Origin of the sequence: Marinobacter sp. LQ44 (assembly GCF_001447155.2) — a bacterium.
Lineage (GTDB): Bacteria > Pseudomonadota > Gammaproteobacteria > Pseudomonadales > Oleiphilaceae > Marinobacter.
Map to the genome: position 1 here is coordinate 3,452,193 of NZ_CP014754.1, position 16,696 is coordinate 3,468,888.

Sequence of the window (16,696 nt, forward strand, 5' to 3'; positions counted from 1 at the left end):
ACCAATTCTAGAACGCATTGTGACTCGAGACTGTGTTAAATCGTAACCATCGCTCTGAACATATTTACGGTGAACAAATTTTATCCACATTGGCTGCGGAAACGCGGCTTTTACGGCGTAGAGGTTAGGTTGTCACCGCTTGTGATCCGTATAATGCAGCAATGGCGTCGGGGAAACGGTCCCGGGCGCGGTCGAAACGCCAACATTTTCTGAACATACAGGTTATCCATGTCTTCCAGACGCCCCGGAAAATCCGTGTCCCGCATCAAAACCGGCAGCTTCGAGCGCAGGCTTTCCCTGACCAAGGCCGGGCTGTTTGCAGGCACCCGCATGGCATCACACATGGCCACCAACTGGTTCAGCAACAAGGACACGAGGGAGCAGCGCCATCGGGCGATGTTGTCGAGCCAGGCGCGTTTCCTGGTGGATGAGTTGGGCCGGCTGAAAGGCAGCGTGGTCAAGATCGGCCAGGTGATGGCGCTCTATGGCGAGCATTTTTTGCCAGAAGAGGTGACCGAAGCCCTGCATACGCTGGAAGACCAGACCACGTCGCTGGAATGGCCGGCGATCGAACGGGTACTGAAGGCCGAGATTGGTGCCGAAAAGCTCGCAGAGCTGGAGGTCGATCCGGAACCAATCGGTGCAGCCTCCCTTGGCCAGGTGCACCGGGCGGCGCGCCGCAGTGACGGCCTGGAGTTAGTGCTCAAGGTGCAATACCCCGGCGTTGCTGATGCCGTGGACAGTGACCTGAATGCTGTGGCGCAGTTATTGAAAGTGGCCCGGCTGGTGAGCTTCGGCCCGGAATTCAATGACTGGCTGGAAGAAGTCCGGCAGATGATGCACCGGGAAGTGGACTACCGCCTGGAGGCCAGGACCACCGAGAAATTCCGCAACATGCTGGGCTCCGACCCAAGGTTTGTTGTGCCCAGGGTATTACAGGAGTATTCGACCGACCATATCATCGCTTCTACCTACGAGCACGGCCATTCCGTTGGCTCCCCGGCGGTACGGGATTTGCCGCTGGAGCGCCGCAGTGCCCTGGGCGAGGCGGCGCTGGAGTTGTTCTTCCGGGAGCTGTTTGACTGGGGCGAAATCCAGACAGACCCGAACTTCGGGAACTACCGCATCCGGATTGCCGGCGAGGAGGGTGGTGACGAAGACTATGACCGCATCGTGCTTCTGGACTTTGGTGCCGTTCAAAGTTATTCACCGGCCTTTCTTGATCCGGTTATCCAGATGATTCGCGCGTCCTACGAGCAGGATCTGGAGCAGGTGATTGAGGGTGGCGTTACCCTCCGGTTCATGAGCCGGGATTGGCCAGAAGAAGTCCTGGAGAAGTTTGGTTCGGTGTGTATGTCGGTGCTGGAGCCCCTGGCCCGGGACCGCAGCCAGTGGCCGGACTATGCCGTGAACGCCAGGGGCCAGTACCGCTGGAAGCAGAGTGACCTGCCTTCGCGGGTCGCCAAACACGCAGCGCGCTCAGCCATCAGTCGGTATTTCCGGGTGCCCCCGAAGGAATTCGTGTTCCTCAACCGAAAGTTGATCGGGGTGTATACCTTCATCGCGGTGATGCACGCAGAGTTCAACGGCGAAGACCTGTTGCGCAAATACCTTTATGGTGATGGCGCCGATGAGGCAAATCCGGTGGCCTCCAGCACTACCCAGATCACGAAGGCATAGCGTAGGCCCTTTCCGATACCCACCAGGATCACAAAGTTGAGCCAGGGCACCCGCATGATGCCGCCTACCAGGGTCAGCGGGTCTCCAACAATCGGCAGCCAGCCCAGCAACAATGACCATTGCCCATAGCGGTTAAACCGGTTGCGGGCCTTGTGCAGCTGCAATTCGCTGACCGGAAACCATCGTTTATGCTTAAAGCGATCTACCTGCCTGCCGATAAGCCCATTAACGACTGACCCCAGCGTATTGCCCAGTGTGGCCCAGAACCACAGCCAGAATAGCGGCAGGCCCTGACTGGCCAGAGTGCCCAGCAGCAGCTCGGAATAGGCTGGCAGCAAGGTGGCGGCGGCGAATGCGGTGAAAAAGAGGGTCAGATACGCCAAGGGCGCCTCCATGCTCTAGTATTGTCAGTAAAAGTTCATTAACAAAGGTTTCGCGGTTTATGAAACACCTGTCGCTTCGCTTCAAGCTCTATGGTCTGGTTATCTCACTGCTGCTGGTAATGGGCATCAGTATTGTGGTGACTGCCCAGTTATCACTTGGTTCGATGGAAGAGCGATTGTCCCGGGAAACCCGCGATACCGTGCAGAATATTGTCATGGACCAGCTGAGCGCAACGGCCGGGCAGTACGGTGAGTTGGTGACCGGCCTGTTCGAAACCGCCTACCAGACGCCGGAAGTGGTGCGCAGCCTGATCACCCGCAACATTGAGTCGGACAGTTCCGGCCGCATCAGCCGCAGGGATCTTCAGGAAACCATCGGAACCATTCTGTCCGAACAGCAGCATTTAAGTTCCATCTACGCCCAGTTTGAACCCGACGCATACGATGGCATGGACATCTATTTCACCGACGGTGTAGAGGAACACAGCAGTGATGAAGGTACCCTGGAGATTTACTATTACCGCGATCCTCAGGGCAATGTGTTGTTCAGCCGCACCGAAGACCCGTCCACCAAGTACCTGGATAACCGGAACGAATTCGGCATTCGTGAGGCAGAGTGGTATCTGTGTTCCCGGGATTCCCTCAAACCCTGCCTGATGGAGCCTTACGAGTACGAAATCGAGGAGGGTTATACTGAGCTGATGACCAGCCTGGTGGTGCCGATTCTGAACAACGGTGAGTTTGCCGGTGTATCCGGTGTGGATATTAACCTGTCCACACTGCAAGCCACGATTGCTGGTGTCAGCCAGGCGTTGTTTAATGGTGAGTCCCGGGTGTCACTGTTAAGCGAGGGTGGGCTAATTGCCGCATCCAGCCATTATCAGTCCCACCTTGGCCGGCCATTACAGGAAGCCGTACCAGACCTGGCTGACGAATTTGTCCGCCTGCACCAGCGTGGCGGCCGGTTTGATGATGGGCAGACCCTGGCGGTGGCCTATCCGGTGGACGTGCAGTTACCCGGCGCCGAATGGTCATTGTTGATTGAATTGCCGCGCTCGGTGGCCCTGGCCAGCGTTGAGGAAATCACCGGTCTGTTGTCTTCCGAAGTGGCTGATACGGCGGCGCGGCAGACCATGGTGGGTGTGGTGGTGGTGCTGATTGCCATTGCTGTGTTGATTCTGCTGGTGCGTTCAGTCACCCGGCCATTGGATGAAATTCGAGACCGGATGCGCAACCTGGCCAGTGCCGAAGGAGATCTTACCCGGGAACTTGATATAGACACCCATGCCGAGCTGATTGACCTGGCCGGTGGCTTCAACGCTTTCCTGGCTCGCCTGCGGGAAATGATCAATGACCTGAAAGAGGTCAATGCCCAGGTGCGAGGCCAGGCTGCAGACGTGGGCGCCATCGCCCGTGATACTGACGACCAGACGTCGCGACAGCATCAGGACATCGACAGCGTCGTCACCGCCATGAACGAGATGTCTGCCGCCGCGGGCGAAGTAGCAGGCTTTGCCGGTGAGGCTGATGATAATGCCCGGGCCGCCCGGGATGGCATCCGGTTTACCCAGGATACCCTGGGCGCGGCGCTCAAGGGCGTCGATGCGCTGGCGGGAGATATGGAACAGGCCAGCTCCGCCATCGGCCACGTGGCACAGCGCAGCGAGGAGATTAACCGAATCCTGGAAGTGATTCGCGGCATTGCCGAACAGACCAACCTGCTGGCGCTGAATGCGGCCATTGAGGCGGCCAGGGCCGGCGAGCAGGGCCGAGGCTTTGCGGTGGTGGCCGACGAAGTGCGAACCCTGGCGTCGAAAACCCGGGAATCCACCGACGAAATCAGCGATATGATCGAACGCCTCAAAGGCGATGTGGACGGCGCGGTAACCGTCATTCAGGGTGGTGTTGAGCGAGCAACCACTGCGGTAGACGGCACTCGCGAAGCGGACCACTCACTGGCCACGGTGGTGGAGCGGATTGGTACCATTGTCGAGCATGTCACCCAGGTGGCCACGGCCGCCGAAGAACAGAGTTCGGTGAGCGAAGAGATCAACCGCAACCTGACCCAGATTGGCGATGCTGCCAACGATCTGCGGGAGCTCGCACAGCGGGTCCGCCAGAGCGGTGACGCGCTGGACGGCCAGGTGCAAGTGCTTGACCGGGAACTGGGCCGGCTGAAAACCTGATGGCTTAACGCAGACGATCAGTATCGCCCCTTACTATCACAGCCATGAGAAGCATCAATTTTCAATTGTTGCTTCTCATGTCATCATTCAAACCAAGTATTGAACCATTCGTTTGACCCTGGGGCTCACCCGGATTCAGGAGGTTGTTATGGAGCAGGTCACTATTTATGGCCGTACAAGCTGTGGATTTTGTGTTCGGGCGAGGGACCTGTGTGAATCCAGAAACATCCCGTACATCTGGATCGATATGATCGAGCGGGGAATGAGCAAGCAGGATATTGCCGACCAGATCGGCCGCCCTGTGTATACCGTGCCCCAGATTCTCGTCGGTTCCGAATACGTTGGCGGTTTCGATGATTTTTATGGCTACGTTCGCGACCATGAGACCGCAACAGCACGCTGATTGCCATCCGTTTTCAGGTACAAAAAAAGCCCGGCTACCGTGAGGTGACCGGGCTTTTTCGTGACCACCAGATCAGAGCTTGAACTCAGTCCTCAGCTTCTTCTCGACCAGCTGATTTTTCAGGTGCGCAACCTTGGGCAGACCATTCTCGAATGGCGGGAAGCTCTCGCCCTCGATCAACGGCTGCAGGTAGTCCCGGCAATCCTGGGTAATGCCAAAGCCGTCATCGGTAATGTAGTGGATCGGCATTTTCTTTTCCTGGTTGGCCACTTCGCTCAGGTTGGCCTCACCAATGCTCCAGCGGTAGGGTTTCGCCTGCTCGCGAACGATGGTGGGCATCAGCGCCTGTTTGCCCGCTATTGCCATTTCCACTGCGGCCTTGCCTACGGTATATGCCTGCTCTACATCAGTGGCCGAGGCAATGTGCCGGGCGGCCCGCTGCAGGTAGTCAGCAACGGCCCAGTGGTACTTGTGTCCCAGGGCCTGTTTGACCATGTTGGCCAGTGCCGGAGCAACACCGCCCAGTTGGGTATGGCCAAAGGCATCCTTGGCACCGGCGTCGGCCACAAAGCGGCCGTCTTCGTACTGGGCACCCTCAGAGGCGACTACCACGCAGTAGCCGTAATCTTTCACGCACTGGTCGACCCGCTCCAGGAACTTCTCCCGGTTGAACGGAATTTCCGGGAACAGAATGATGTGCGGCGGCTGGCCTTCACCCTGGCCGGCCAAGCCACCAGACGCTGCAATCCAGCCCGCGTGCCGGCCCATTACTTCCAGGATGAACACCTTGGTGGAAGTTTCGCACATGGATTTGATGTCCAGGCTGGCTTCCAGGGTAGAGGTGGCAATGTACTTGGCTACCGAGCCAAAGCCCGGGCAGCAGTCGGTGAACGGCAGATCGTTATCCACTGTCTTGGGCACACCAATGCAGGTGATCGGATAACCCATTTTTTCACCAATCTGTGAGACCTTGTACGCCGTATCCTGAGAGTCGCCGCCACCGTTGTAAAAGAAGTAGCCGATGTCGTGGGCGCGGAAGACTTCGATCAGCCGCTCGTACTCGCGCTGGTTCTCGGAGATGTTTTTCAGTTTGTAGCGGCAGGAGCCAAAGGCGCCGCCCGGGGTGTGAAGCAGCGCGGCAATGGCGTCGTCTGATTCCAGGCCGGTGTCGATCAGCTCTTCTTTCAGGGCGCCGATAATGCCGTTACGACCGGCAAACACCTTGCCTATTTTATCCGTGTGCTTGCGTGCGGTCTGGATAACGCCACAGGCGCTGGCATTGATAACGGCGGTAACCCCGCCAGACTGGGCATAAAATGCGTTCTTGATAGCCATCTCGGGCTAAGGCCTCCTGCTGGTTCAACGATGGCGCAGATGATACGCCAAACACGGCGGTTTTTCATGAGCACATACCGGCTCTTGACCCCGCAGAAAGTATGGTAGAGGCTTGGCAGGTTTCAAACCGGAGGCAACACGTTAATGCACATACACATTCTGGGCATCTGCGGCACCTTTATGGGTAGCCTGGCGGTTATCGCCAGAGAGCTTGGCCATACCGTGACCGGCTCCGATCAGGGTGTTTACCCGCCCATGAGTACCCAGCTTGAGGCTCAGGGCATCGAGTTGATGCAAGGGTACCGTGCCGACAATCTTGAGCCCAGACCAGATCTGGTGCTGATCGGCAATGCCATGTCCCGGGGCAATCCGGAAGTGGAAGCAGTGCTCAATCGCGGCATTGATTACATGTCTGGCCCCGAGTGGCTGGCCCGGGAAGTGCTCCGCCATCGCTGGGTGATGGCGGTTGCCGGCACCCATGGCAAAACCACCACCACCGCTATGCTGTTGTGGATTCTGGACCAGGCTGGGTTTGATGCCGGTTACCTGGTCGGTGGCGTACCCCAGGATTTCCCGGTTTCGGCGCGCCTCGGCACCAGTGACTTTTTCGTGATTGAGGCGGATGAATACGACAGTGCGTTTTTCGACAAGCGCTCCAAATTCATCCATTACCGCCCGAACACCCTGATACTGAACAATCTGGAATACGACCACGCCGATATCTTCGACAGCGTGGAAGCCATCGAGCGCCAGTTCCACCACTTGGTGCGTACCGTACCCTCCCAGGGGTTGATTATCCGCCCGGCGCTGGACAAGCACCTGGACAACGCCCTCGACATGGGCTGCTGGAGCCCGGTGCAGGATACCGCCATTGGCAGCGAGATCAGCCGTACCGCAGACTGGCGCGCTGAACTGCTGGCGGAGGATGGCAGCCGGTTCATGGTGATTCACCACGAGCAACCGGTCGCCACCCTGAAGTGGAATCTTACCGGCATGCACAATGTGCGCAACGCGCTCTCGGCCATCGCCGCTGCCCGCCATGTGGGTGTCACCCCGGACCATGCAGTGGCAGCTCTGTGCCGGTTCTCCGGCGTGAAACGGCGCATGGAACTGGTGGGCGAAGTAGGCGGTGTGCGTGTGTATGACGATTTCGCTCATCATCCCACGGCCATCGCCCTGACGCTGGAAGGCTTGCGTAACCGGGTGGGGGATGAGCCGATACTGGCGATCATCGAACCCCGGTCCAACACCATGAAACAGGGCGTGCATCAGCAAACCCTGATTCCCAGTGCCGCTGCTGCTGACCGGGTACTCTGGGGTAACCTCAGCGAGATGACCTGGCTGCCAGAACTGGTCGAGGGCTGGCGTGCTGAACACGGTGAGCTGGATCACCATGCCGTGGAAGATTCGGTCGAGGCACTGATTGCCCGGGCCCTGGAACAGCTGCCTGAAACCTGCCACATTGTGGTTATGAGCAATGGCGGCTTTGGTGGTATTCATCGCAAACTGGTTGCCGAACTGGAGAAACGTCGTGGCTGATAACTCGCCGGTCATCAATCTGGCCTTTACCGGTGCCTCTGGTGCCCAGTATGGGCTGCGACTGCTGCAATGCCTGGCAGCCAATGGCTGCCGGGTGAATGTGATGGTGAGCAAGGCTGCCCAGGTGGTAATCGCCACCGAGACAGAGTTCCGGCTGCCGGGTTCCAAGCCGGCCATGGTTGAGGCGTTCACGGACTATGCCAAGGCAAAGCCGGGGCAGGTGCAGGTGTTTGGCCGGGAAGAGTGGTTCTCGCCGCCCGCTTCCGGCTCTGGAGAAAAGGCCCCGCTGGTGATCTGCCCCTGCAGCACGGGCACTTTGTCTGCGCTGGCGACCGGCGCCAGCAACAACCTGATCGAGCGGGCCGGCGATGTGGCGCTGAAAGAACGTCGCAAGCTGATCCTGGTCTTGCGCGAAACGCCATATTCCGAGGTTCACCTGGAAAACATGCTCAAACTGACCCGCATGGGGGCGGTAATCATGCCCGCCAGCCCCGGGTTCTACCACAACCCCCAATCACTGGATGACCTGGTGGACTTCATGGTGGCGCGGATTCTGGACCACCTGGACCTGCCGCAAACTCTGGTACCCCGTTGGGGCGAGAGCGCGGACTGATGATCTGCGCCCGTCCGGGGCGATGGTTTTGGCCAAAGCGATTGATGGTTTTCACCATTGAGCGAAAACCCGCCCCGCCACAGACTTGCTGAACACAACGATAAACCAACCCGTTCACCGAGGTTCAGCATGATTCCACGTACTCTTTTCGACGCCGATCTTGAAGGCTTCCGGGACTCCGTCCGCAAATTCCTGGAGCAGGAAGCCGCGCCTTATCACGAGCAATGGGAAAAAGACGGCCAGGTCAGCCGCGAGCTCTGGCTGAAGGCGGGCGAGCTGGGCTTCCTGTGCCCGATGCTGCCGGAAGAGTATGGCGGTGTTGGCGCCGATTTCCGCTACTCGGCGGTCATCATGGAAGAAATCTCCCGGGCCGGTTTGTCTGGCATCGGCTGGGGGCTGCATTCCGATATCGTTGCGCCCTACATCCTGAACTACGGCTCAGAAGAGCAGAAGCAGAAATATCTGCCCAAAATGGCTTCCGGTGAAATGATCACCGCCATCGCCATGACCGAACCGGGCGCGGGTTCTGACCTTCAGGGCGTGAAAACCACCGCGATTCGCCAGGGCGATCACTATATTCTGAACGGCTCCAAAACCTTTATCACCAACGGCCAGCTGGCGGACCTGGTGATCGTTGTTGCCAAGACCGACCCCAAGGAAGGCGCCAAGGGCACCAGCCTTTTGCTGGTGGAAGCCGCCTGGGAAGGCTTCGAGAAAGGTCAGAACTTGAACAAGGTGGGCATGAAGGCCCAGGATACCTCCGAGCTGTTCTTCCAGGATGTAAAAGTGCCGGCAGACAACCTGCTGGGCGCCATGGAAGGGCAGGGCTTCTTCCAGCTGATGCAGGAACTGCCGGCGGAGCGCTTGCAAGTGGCGCTGACCGCGGTGGCGGCCGCCGAGGCTGCCTGGCAGTGGACTCTGGACTACGTGAAAGAGCGCAAAGCCTTCGGTAAACCGGTTATCGCGTTCCAGAACACCCGCTTCAAGCTGGCGGAACTGAAAGCCGAGATCACCGCCGCCCGCGTGTTTACCGACCGCTGCCTGGAACTGCACCTGGACAAGAAGCTGGACATTCCCACAGCCGCCATGCTCAAGCAGCACACCACCGACCTGCAGTGCAAGGTGATGGACGAATGCGTGCAGCTGCACGGTGGTTACGGATACATGTGGGAATACCCGATCGCCCGGGCCTGGGCAGACTCGCGGGTTCAGCGCATCTATGCCGGCACCAACGAAATCATGAAGGAAATCGTGGCCCGGTCGTTCTGATCGGAGCCCTGTAAGTGCAAGCCCCGGCACATTCCGGGGCTTGCCTGTTACCAAACTTTACAATTTGCCAAGCCTGTCAAGGTCTGCACCGATTACATCTCCTAAAGTAGCGGCACTAATAAAGATAAATGGTTGCCGCGATGAAACGCCTGATCACCCTTACTGTTCCTTTGCTGTCTCTTGTTATCGCCGGTTGCGGTGAAGAATCCGATCGCTTGCCGGTTGACGGGCGAGATTTCGATGGGGTTGATTACAGCGAGCCTGGGCCATATCAGGGGCGCGTGATTGACGGTTACCTCAACAATGCTCGAGTCTGGCTGGATATTGATGGTGATGGCCAATTCACCCCGGGCCCGCTGGAGGTGGAGTTGGCCAACGGCGCAGTGGTGACCCTCGACGAAGGCGAGCCCACGGCCATGAGTGGCCCGGGCGGCAGGTTCTCCATCGATATCTCGGCACTCAGCGTGGACCCATCCGTTGGGCCTAATCTGGACCCCAGGCATTACCCGCTGTACGCCCTGGCCATTCCCGGCAAAACCCTGGAGGAAACCTCCCGCGGCGACGTGGTTGTTCAGCAGGCTTACCTGATGTCGGCCGGCCCCGGCATCCGTAACGTGACACCACTGACCACACTGGCCCGGTTCCGCGCCGACGCCGCCCGCCGCAACGGCCTGAGCCCGGTCAATGAAAGCCAGTTTGCGGACCTGGATGGTCTGAACCTCTGGCAGGACTACATCGTTGCTGGTGATCAACGCGCCCACGCCTACGCCAGAGCCTTGGCCCGCTTCATGGCCAGCCAGATTCCGGATAGTTACAACGACGTGCTCTCGCGTCCAGAAAGCGATGGTACCGAGCGGCAGCTCAGTCAGGATGCTGTTTTCCTGTTGGGGTATTCCCTGGTGCAGAACGCGGGCGAAGTTATTGCCATCGTCGATGCGGCTGCGGCAGGCAATTACGAGAATCTGGACACCGATTCACTGGCATTGCCCAACGTGCCAGTGGAGTCGGCCAATCCGGTGCTGTTGACCCGGCTGCAGGTATCGGCGGATTCCAGACGGGGGCAGGACCTGCCCACCGGAACCTCGGATCTCGATATCTCCGCGGAATTGTTCTTTGATTACACCGAAGACGGACGGTTGCTTTCCGTGTCCAGTCGTGGGTGCCTGGCGCCTTCCTTGCCCGAGTTGGCTCGCCTGATTCAGGTGAACGGTTATATGGCGCAGTTGAAAACCCAATGGCTGCCGTCAGCCTCTCTCTCCCGCCAAAGTCGGCAGCGCTATGAGGAAGAGGGCGAGGCCATCCACGAGCGAATTGTCTTCGATTGGGACAATCAGCAAGCGTACTTCGACACCGTAACCAGCTGCCATGAGCAAACCCTGGCGGTTTCTCCGGAAAGCTCAGAGCTTGACGGAACGCCGGAACTGTCCTGGAGCTGGACCCAGGATGATGCCGGAGTAGAGTTGGTTGAGCGCCAAGGGAATGCGGGAGTTGAGCGGCAAACCTTCACGACACTGGCGGCCAACTCGCCATCGGAAGAGCTGGAGGCAGATGCGCCGGATTGGGTGACCGGTTACCGGGTACTGGCGGAGGAGGTGACGGAAGCAGAACTCAGTTTCACCACGCCCGATGAGGCCTGCGAACCTGAAGGTACCGACCGAACACCGGTTGATGAGGCGGCACCCTATGTCACCCGGCTATTCCCGTTTGACTACGCCGGCAATACAGAGGCCGCCAACAACTTCGGGCCCCGAGCCTATGAGTACGACGCCCGTGACGTGGACGGACTGGTCATAGAGCGATTGCTGAAACTGCCGTTCCTGGACACTGCAACGGCTAATCTCGATGGGGTCAGCCCCGGTGATGGCGCCTTCCAGTGGTCGCTCTACTACCCCCGGCTGGATGCCGACAGCCTGAACCCCGACCTGCCAAACTTGATCCAGACGGCGTACCTGCTGGATGTGACAACCGTGGCCGGTTGTGGTGCCCGGTTCCAGGATGCGCCCAGAAATGCTTATGCCAGGGTGGATTATCAGTATCAGACCCTGTCGGATTACCTGGTGGGTTTGCTGGCGGAGTGATTTGAACTCTTTGGGTTATGGCTTCCGGGTTTAGGGGCGGGGCCACGGCCCAAGAGGCCAGATTTGTCGGAACGTAAGTGTCATGAAACATGAGTTGGTTTCTTTATTCCCTCACTATTAACGTGCCCAGCCTCCAAATAGGTCCAGTTGCTCGCGCTCGTAGTTAAAGGCGAAGATTTGCTGTAGGCGCTAAAATCGTGGGAAGCTCCATGCATGAGTTGTCCACCAATGTGATGCATTATTGCATCAAAAGCACAGAGTACAGACAAGTTAAAAGGGCACTGTGCTGATTGGTATAGCTTCATACTCAACCTCGTTCTCTAACACTCGTGGATGGAGCTGGACATCTGCGATAACTCGAGCAGCTCAGTCTGAACAGTGGCTGGCGCCGTATTACGTGAAGGGTTGTCAATACTGTCGTGCGGTTCGTGAAGTGGTGAAAGGATTGGATCTAAATGTGCTGAATAGAGCTTGCCCAGAGGGACAGCCAGGGTATCGGGACGAACTCAGTAAGCTTAGTGGCAAGATCCAGGTTCCCTATCTGGCTGACGATAATAATTTGGTTCTGGGGCGGCTCGACAAAGCATTGGCGATTGGTTAAGAGCCTATAGCGAATACTAGTAATCTCTTTTTGAGCTTCTCGCTTCTATTACACAGCGGCCCCGATAGCCACGCCGGGATGAGCCAGCGGTTGGATTTCGTTCCGGGTAAGTCTGATGATTGGCAAAGATGTTCTGGTGGACTGGCGTAAGTCTAGACTCCAGTTAAGCATGCACCGACTGTAGGATATAGTTACACGAGCATCGGTATAGCATTGTCAGGTTCGTGATTTTCCCGTGGTCATTTATCATAACGTCAATGCGTTCCTTATCCTCCGGAAACTTACCTGCACTTAATAGGCTTTATGGCTGATTATACGACATTAAAAACAAGCGGTTTGGCAGGCTCCGGTATCGGGGCCGACGCTGCCGATCATCACGCGCGCCGTTTCAACGCTTGGACACTTAGTACCTTTTTGATTGCATTGCTGGTGGCCCTGCCAGTGCTGGTCATACTGGCCCACGTGTTTTTCCCGTCCGGTGAGGTCTGGCGGCACCTGGTCAGCACCGTGCTCGGAAGCTATCTGAGCAACACTGTGATTCTGAGCCTGTCGGTGGCTATTGGCACCACCCTAATCGGCACCGCCTGTGCCTGGCTGGTGGTGATGTGCCGTTTTCCCGGGAGGCGCCTGTTCGAGTGGGCACTTTTACTACCCCTTGCTGTACCGACCTACGTCATAGCTTACGCCTACACCGATTTCCTGCAGTTCGCCGGGCCATTACAGAGTACCCTGCGTGACTGGTTTGGCTGGGAGTTTGGCGACTACTATTTTCCGGATATTCGATCGTTGGGTGGCGCGTCCCTGCTGATCACCATGGTGCTCTATCCCTATGTCTACCTGCTTGCCCGGGCCTCTTTCATGGAGCAGTCGGTAAGCGCACTCGATGTCGGTCGCACTCTGGGCCTTGGCCCCTGGCGCATGTTCAAGCGCATTGCCCTGCCGCTGTCGCGTCCCGCCATTATCGGCGGGGTCACACTGGTACTGATGGAAACGCTGAACGAGTTCGGGGCGGTCCAGTTCTTTGGTGTGGATACCTTCACGACCGGCATCTATCGTACCTGGTTTGGTCTGGGTGAGCCGGTGGCGGCTGCGCAGCTGGCGGCCTGTCTGCTGGTGTTCGTGGTATTAGTTGTGGTTCTTGAAAGGGTTTCCCGCGGAGGCAAGCAATACCATACCTCGGCGCGCTACCAGGCTCTGCCGGAGTATTCGCTCAAATCCCGACAGGCCGCCCTGGCCTTTCTGGTCTGCTTCCTGCCCATTCTGATCGGGTTCATTGTGCCAGCGCTGATCCTCCTGGAAATGGCCATGACCACCGGCGATGCCCTTTTCGGTACCCGCTTCCTGGAGTTCGCGTTCAACAGCTTCATCCTGGCGTCGAGCGCGGCGCTAGTGGCCGTTGGTCTTGCAGTTATGCTGAGCTATGGCGCACGCCTGAATCCCAGTTCCTGGGTCAGGGGCGCCAATCGGATTGCAGCCATGGGCTATGCCATCCCGGGGTCGGTTGTTGCGGTTGGCATCATGATCCCCCTGGCCTGGGCAGACCAGCAGTTGAACCTTTTTCTGAGGGACAGCTTTGGCTTTATGGTGGGGTTGGTGCTCAGTGGCAGTGCATTTGTCCTAATCTATGCCTATACCGTGCGTTTCCTGGCGGTGTCGTTCAACACCGTCGAGGCCAGTCTCGGGAAAGTGACGCCGTCCATGGACGCAGCGGCCCGCACGCTGGGCCAAACAGCGGGTGGGACTCTGCGCAAGGTGCACACGCCCATCATGCGCAGCAGTCTGCTGGCAGCAGGTATTCTGGTGTTCGTGGATGTGATGAAGGAACTGCCGGCCACCATCATTCTCAGGCCGTTCAACTTTGATACGCTGGCGGTGCGTGCCTACAGTCTGGCCTCTGACGAGCGGCTGGCAGAATCCGCCATGTCCTCCCTGACCATTGTTGCCGTGGGCATCATTCCTGTAGTGATTCTCAGCCTGGCGATGCGCCGATCCCGTCCGGGCAATGACCGGGGTTAACGCCAGGTTTCTGCCTCAAACAGGAAAACCTGGGACATATCCAGCTCAAGGGAGACTGCCTGACCTTCTTCTGGCAGAAACACACCCGGCACTTTGGCGTGCAGGTGCATCTCCTGACCGTCTGGTCCATGGGCGCAAATATGCAACAGGCTGGTGGGCCCCAGTAGGCGGGACATAATGACATGGCTGGTGCGATCATCAGCGACCTTCCCCTCCAGGGGCGTCACTTTGACCGCCTCAGGTCGAATCAGAATTCTGACATTGGCGCCTTCGTCGAATCCTGACGCGTCCAGTCGGCCCAGAGGCGTCGCTACCTGGCCGTCATGCACAATCCCGACGTGTTCATTCACCTGACCGAAGAAATTGACCACGAAGGGCTCGGCCGGGTTGCAGTAGAGTTCCGTGGGCGAGCCAGTTTGCACGATCTCGCCATCACGCATCAGAGCGATTCGATCGGCCATGAACATGGCTTCCTCGGGATCATGGGTAACCAGAAGGGTTGCCGTGTTCAGTTCCTTGAGCACATGCAAGGTGTCGTCGCGGATCTGATCGCGCAGGCGGGCATCGAGGCTGGAAAAAGGCTCATCCAGTAGCATCACCCTCGGAGACGGCGCAAGAGCTCTGGCCAGGGCGACCCTCTGCTGTTGACCACCCGACAGTGTATGTGGGTAAACATTGGCGGCACCCGCCATGCCCAGGCGTTCCAACAGATCCAGCGCCCTGGATTGTTTCTGCTTCTTGGGCAGAGTGCTGATGCCAAAGCAGACGTTTTCAAGCACAGTCAGGTGCGGGAAAAGTGCAGATTCCTGGAAGGCCAGGCCCACGTTGCGTTTCTCAGGTGGCACCTGGACGCCACCGGGGGCCGAGACCAGCGACCGCCCCAGAAACACCTTGCCACTGGAAGGTACCTGAAGCCCTGCTGCGATCCGTAAAAGGGTCGTTTTACCACAACCCGATGGCCCGAGCAGACACACCACCTCGCCCGCCTCCAGGTGGAGGTTGATGTCTCTGACAACGCTATCGCCATGAAACTGGCAATGCACCCGGTCAAGCATGAGTGACGGGCCCGACAGACCGTTTTCAAGTTGGTCGTTGTAGGTGGGGCTTTGCTGGTAAATGCTCATGTTGCCAATCCAACCTTCCGGTACAAACTGTGGTGAAAATGAGATTGTAATCTTCTTGCATCTAATTGTGTATTGAATACGTAAAAGCGACTGATTCCCATTTATTGACTTCCACAAAGAAGTTGGGTCTAATTGCGGTAAATACAAATCGTTATCACCCTTAATAACGCTCAACAACCAAGGAGATTGATCCCGTGGTATCTCATAAAGCGAAATTGGCAGCTTCTGTACTGGCAACCACCCTGGCGGCAACCAGTGTATCTGCGAGTGAAGTGAATCTGTACTCCGCACGCCACTATGATTCCGACCAGGCCATTTACAATGCTTTCACTGAGGAAACCGGCATCAAGGTTAACCTGATCGAAGGCAAGTCGGATGCACTGATCCAGCGGATCAAGCGCGAGGGCGTCGCCAGCCCGGCGGATATCCTGATCACAGTCGATGCGGGCAACCTCTGGCGTGCCGACCAGGAAGGCATTTTCCAGCCGGTCAATTCTGAAACCCTGAACAGCCGACTGCCGGATACCCTGCGTCACCCTGAAGGCCACTGGTTTGGTTTCAGTCAGCGCCTGCGTGTGATCTACTACGATCGCTCTGATTTCGATCCGGCCCAGATCAGCCAGTACGAAGATCTGGCGAAGCCCGAGTTCAAGGGCGAAATCTGCATCCGTTCATCCAGCAACATCTACAACCAGTCTCTGCTGGCCAGCCTGGTCGAGCACCATGGTGAAGAAGGGGCACAGGAGTGGGCCCAGGGCGTTGTGGACAACATGGCTCGTGATCCCCAGGGTGGCGATACCGACCAGATTCGCGCCGTAGCCGCCGGTGAATGCAACCTGGCCGTTGGCAACCACTACTACTATGCCCGCCTGCTGAACTCCGACGATGTGGCTGATCGTGAAGTGGCCCGTGAAGTCGGCATTATCTTCCCGAACCAGGATGGCCGTGGCGTGCACGCCAACATCGGTGGTGCCGGTGTGGTAGCCACTGCGCCCAACAAAGACAACGCGGTGCGGTTCCTCGAGTTCCTGGCTTCCGATACGGCCCAGCAGATCTTTGCCGAGAGCAACCACGAGTACCCGGCAGTAGAGGGCGTTCTGAAGAACCCGGTACTGGATTCCTGGGGTAACCTGAACATTGATGACATCAATGTCAGCGTACTGGGCACCAACAATCCGGAAGCGGTTAAGATCTTTGACCGGGTAGGCTGGCGTTGATTGCAGCGGAGCTGCGTTGAACAGTTATTATTCGAGAAGAATTGTTGTATCAAAGCAAGCGAGCGCCACTTGGGCGTCCGCTTGCTTTTGCTGTCTTTACCTGCAGTTGGGTCATACCCGGTTGCTGTCGACATTTCCAAGAAAAGGCACACCTTGCCAGGTGGGCGTGTTTTTTTGTGCGAAAACACAGTGCTCTCCGCAAAGGAGTCGTCCCGGCGTGCCAGGCGACTCAATGTCGCCGCTATCAGTTCC

At 57.8% G+C, this 16,696-nt stretch carries 13 protein-coding genes; 10 read left to right on the plus strand and 3 right to left on the minus strand.

Features of this window, described 5'->3' with window-relative positions; translation table 11 throughout:
* The first annotated feature begins 228 nt into the window (after positions 1–228).
* On the plus strand, positions 229–1,680 hold the full coding sequence (locus tag ASQ50_RS15870; protein ID WP_058090964.1) for an ABC1 kinase family protein: 1,452 nt from the start codon (positions 229–231) through the stop codon (positions 1,678–1,680).
* Here ASQ50_RS15870 and ASQ50_RS15875 read toward each other — a convergent pair.
* On the minus strand, positions 1,614–2,063 hold the full coding sequence (locus tag ASQ50_RS15875) for a YqaA family protein (protein ID WP_058090963.1): 450 nt from the start codon (positions 2,061–2,063) through the stop codon (positions 1,614–1,616). The two genes, ASQ50_RS15870 and ASQ50_RS15875, sit on opposite strands and share 67 nt — an antisense overlap.
* Positions 2,064–2,122: 59 nt before the next feature.
* Here ASQ50_RS15875 and ASQ50_RS15880 point away from each other — a divergent pair, with 59 nt between their 5' ends.
* Positions 2,123–4,249 carry a methyl-accepting chemotaxis protein gene (locus ASQ50_RS15880; protein ID WP_058090962.1) on the plus strand — a complete coding sequence of 709 codons (2,127 nt, stop codon included), beginning with the start codon at positions 2,123–2,125 and terminating at the stop codon, positions 4,247–4,249.
* A gap of 148 nt (positions 4,250–4,397) precedes the next feature.
* Positions 4,398–4,652, plus strand: a complete 255-nt coding sequence (locus ASQ50_RS15885; RefSeq protein ID WP_058090961.1) for a GrxA family glutaredoxin — start codon at positions 4,398–4,400, stop codon at positions 4,650–4,652.
* Between the two features lie 72 nt (positions 4,653–4,724).
* Here the strand turns inward: ASQ50_RS15885 and ASQ50_RS15890 are convergent, their stop codons facing one another.
* The gene (locus ASQ50_RS15890) at positions 4,725–5,987 is read right to left on the minus strand and encodes a 6-phosphofructokinase (RefSeq protein WP_058090960.1); all 1,263 of its coding nucleotides are present in this window, start codon (positions 5,985–5,987) and stop codon (positions 4,725–4,727) included.
* A 144-nt stretch (positions 5,988–6,131) separates the two neighbouring features.
* Between ASQ50_RS15890 and mpl the strand changes: the two genes are divergently transcribed.
* From mpl to ASQ50_RS15915, 6 genes are all read left to right on the plus strand, one after another.
* Positions 6,132–7,526, plus strand: coding sequence for a UDP-N-acetylmuramate:L-alanyl-gamma-D-glutamyl-meso-diaminopimelate ligase (mpl, locus tag ASQ50_RS15895; RefSeq protein ID WP_058090959.1), 1,395 nt, complete (start codon positions 6,132–6,134; stop codon positions 7,524–7,526).
* Positions 7,519–8,139, plus strand: coding sequence for a flavin prenyltransferase UbiX (locus ASQ50_RS15900; protein WP_106693414.1), 621 nt, complete (start codon positions 7,519–7,521; stop codon positions 8,137–8,139). The genes mpl and ASQ50_RS15900 overlap by 8 nt, the downstream gene beginning before the upstream one ends.
* Positions 8,140–8,268: 129 nt before the next feature.
* The gene (locus ASQ50_RS15905) at positions 8,269–9,408 is read left to right on the plus strand and encodes an acyl-CoA dehydrogenase family protein (RefSeq protein ID WP_058090957.1); all 1,140 of its coding nucleotides are present in this window, start codon (positions 8,269–8,271) and stop codon (positions 9,406–9,408) included.
* A gap of 140 nt (positions 9,409–9,548) precedes the next feature.
* The gene (locus ASQ50_RS15910; RefSeq protein WP_058090956.1) at positions 9,549–11,486 is read left to right on the plus strand and encodes a hypothetical protein; all 1,938 of its coding nucleotides are present in this window, start codon (positions 9,549–9,551) and stop codon (positions 11,484–11,486) included.
* A gap of 397 nt (positions 11,487–11,883) precedes the next feature.
* Positions 11,884–12,087 (plus strand): glutathione S-transferase N-terminal domain-containing protein, encoded by a 204-nt coding sequence (locus tag ASQ50_RS21830; protein WP_227513368.1) that lies wholly within the window; start codon positions 11,884–11,886, stop codon positions 12,085–12,087.
* A gap of 414 nt (positions 12,088–12,501) precedes the next feature.
* Positions 12,502–14,103: an ABC transporter permease gene (locus tag ASQ50_RS15915; RefSeq protein ID WP_227513192.1), complete on the plus strand. Its 1,602-nt coding sequence runs from the start codon at positions 12,502–12,504 to the stop codon at positions 14,101–14,103.
* Here ASQ50_RS15915 and ASQ50_RS15920 read toward each other — a convergent pair.
* Positions 14,100–15,227, minus strand: coding sequence for an ABC transporter ATP-binding protein (locus tag ASQ50_RS15920; RefSeq protein ID WP_058092254.1), 1,128 nt, complete (start codon positions 15,225–15,227; stop codon positions 14,100–14,102). The two genes, ASQ50_RS15915 and ASQ50_RS15920, sit on opposite strands and share 4 nt — an antisense overlap.
* 194 nt (positions 15,228–15,421) lie before the next feature.
* Here ASQ50_RS15920 and ASQ50_RS15925 point away from each other — a divergent pair, with 194 nt between their 5' ends.
* A complete protein-coding gene (locus ASQ50_RS15925) occupies positions 15,422–16,444 on the plus strand; it encodes a Fe(3+) ABC transporter substrate-binding protein (RefSeq protein ID WP_058092253.1) in 1,023 nt (340 codons plus the stop codon).
* Positions 16,445–16,696: the final 252 nt, after the last annotated feature.

Excerpts from the sequence above, each read along its gene's own strand:
- ASQ50_RS15870 (WP_058090964.1), top strand. The coding sequence starts at position 229 with ATGTCTTCCAGACGCCCCGGAAAATCCGTGTCCCGCATCAAAACCGGC.
- ASQ50_RS15880 (WP_058090962.1), top strand. The coding sequence starts at position 2,123 with ATGAAACACCTGTCGCTTCGCTTCAAGCTCTATGGTCTGGTTATCTCA.
- ASQ50_RS15885 (WP_058090961.1), top strand. The coding sequence starts at position 4,398 with ATGGAGCAGGTCACTATTTATGGCCGTACAAGCTGTGGATTTTGTGTT.
- ASQ50_RS15890 (WP_058090960.1), bottom strand. The coding sequence starts at position 5,987 with ATGGCTATCAAGAACGCATTTTATGCCCAGTCTGGCGGGGTTACCGCC.
- mpl (WP_058090959.1), top strand. The coding sequence starts at position 6,132 with ATGCACATACACATTCTGGGCATCTGCGGCACCTTTATGGGTAGCCTG.
- ASQ50_RS15905 (WP_058090957.1), top strand. The coding sequence starts at position 8,269 with ATGATTCCACGTACTCTTTTCGACGCCGATCTTGAAGGCTTCCGGGAC.
- ASQ50_RS15910 (WP_058090956.1), top strand. The coding sequence starts at position 9,549 with ATGAAACGCCTGATCACCCTTACTGTTCCTTTGCTGTCTCTTGTTATC.
- ASQ50_RS15920 (WP_058092254.1), bottom strand. The coding sequence starts at position 15,227 with ATGAGCATTTACCAGCAAAGCCCCACCTACAACGACCAACTTGAAAAC.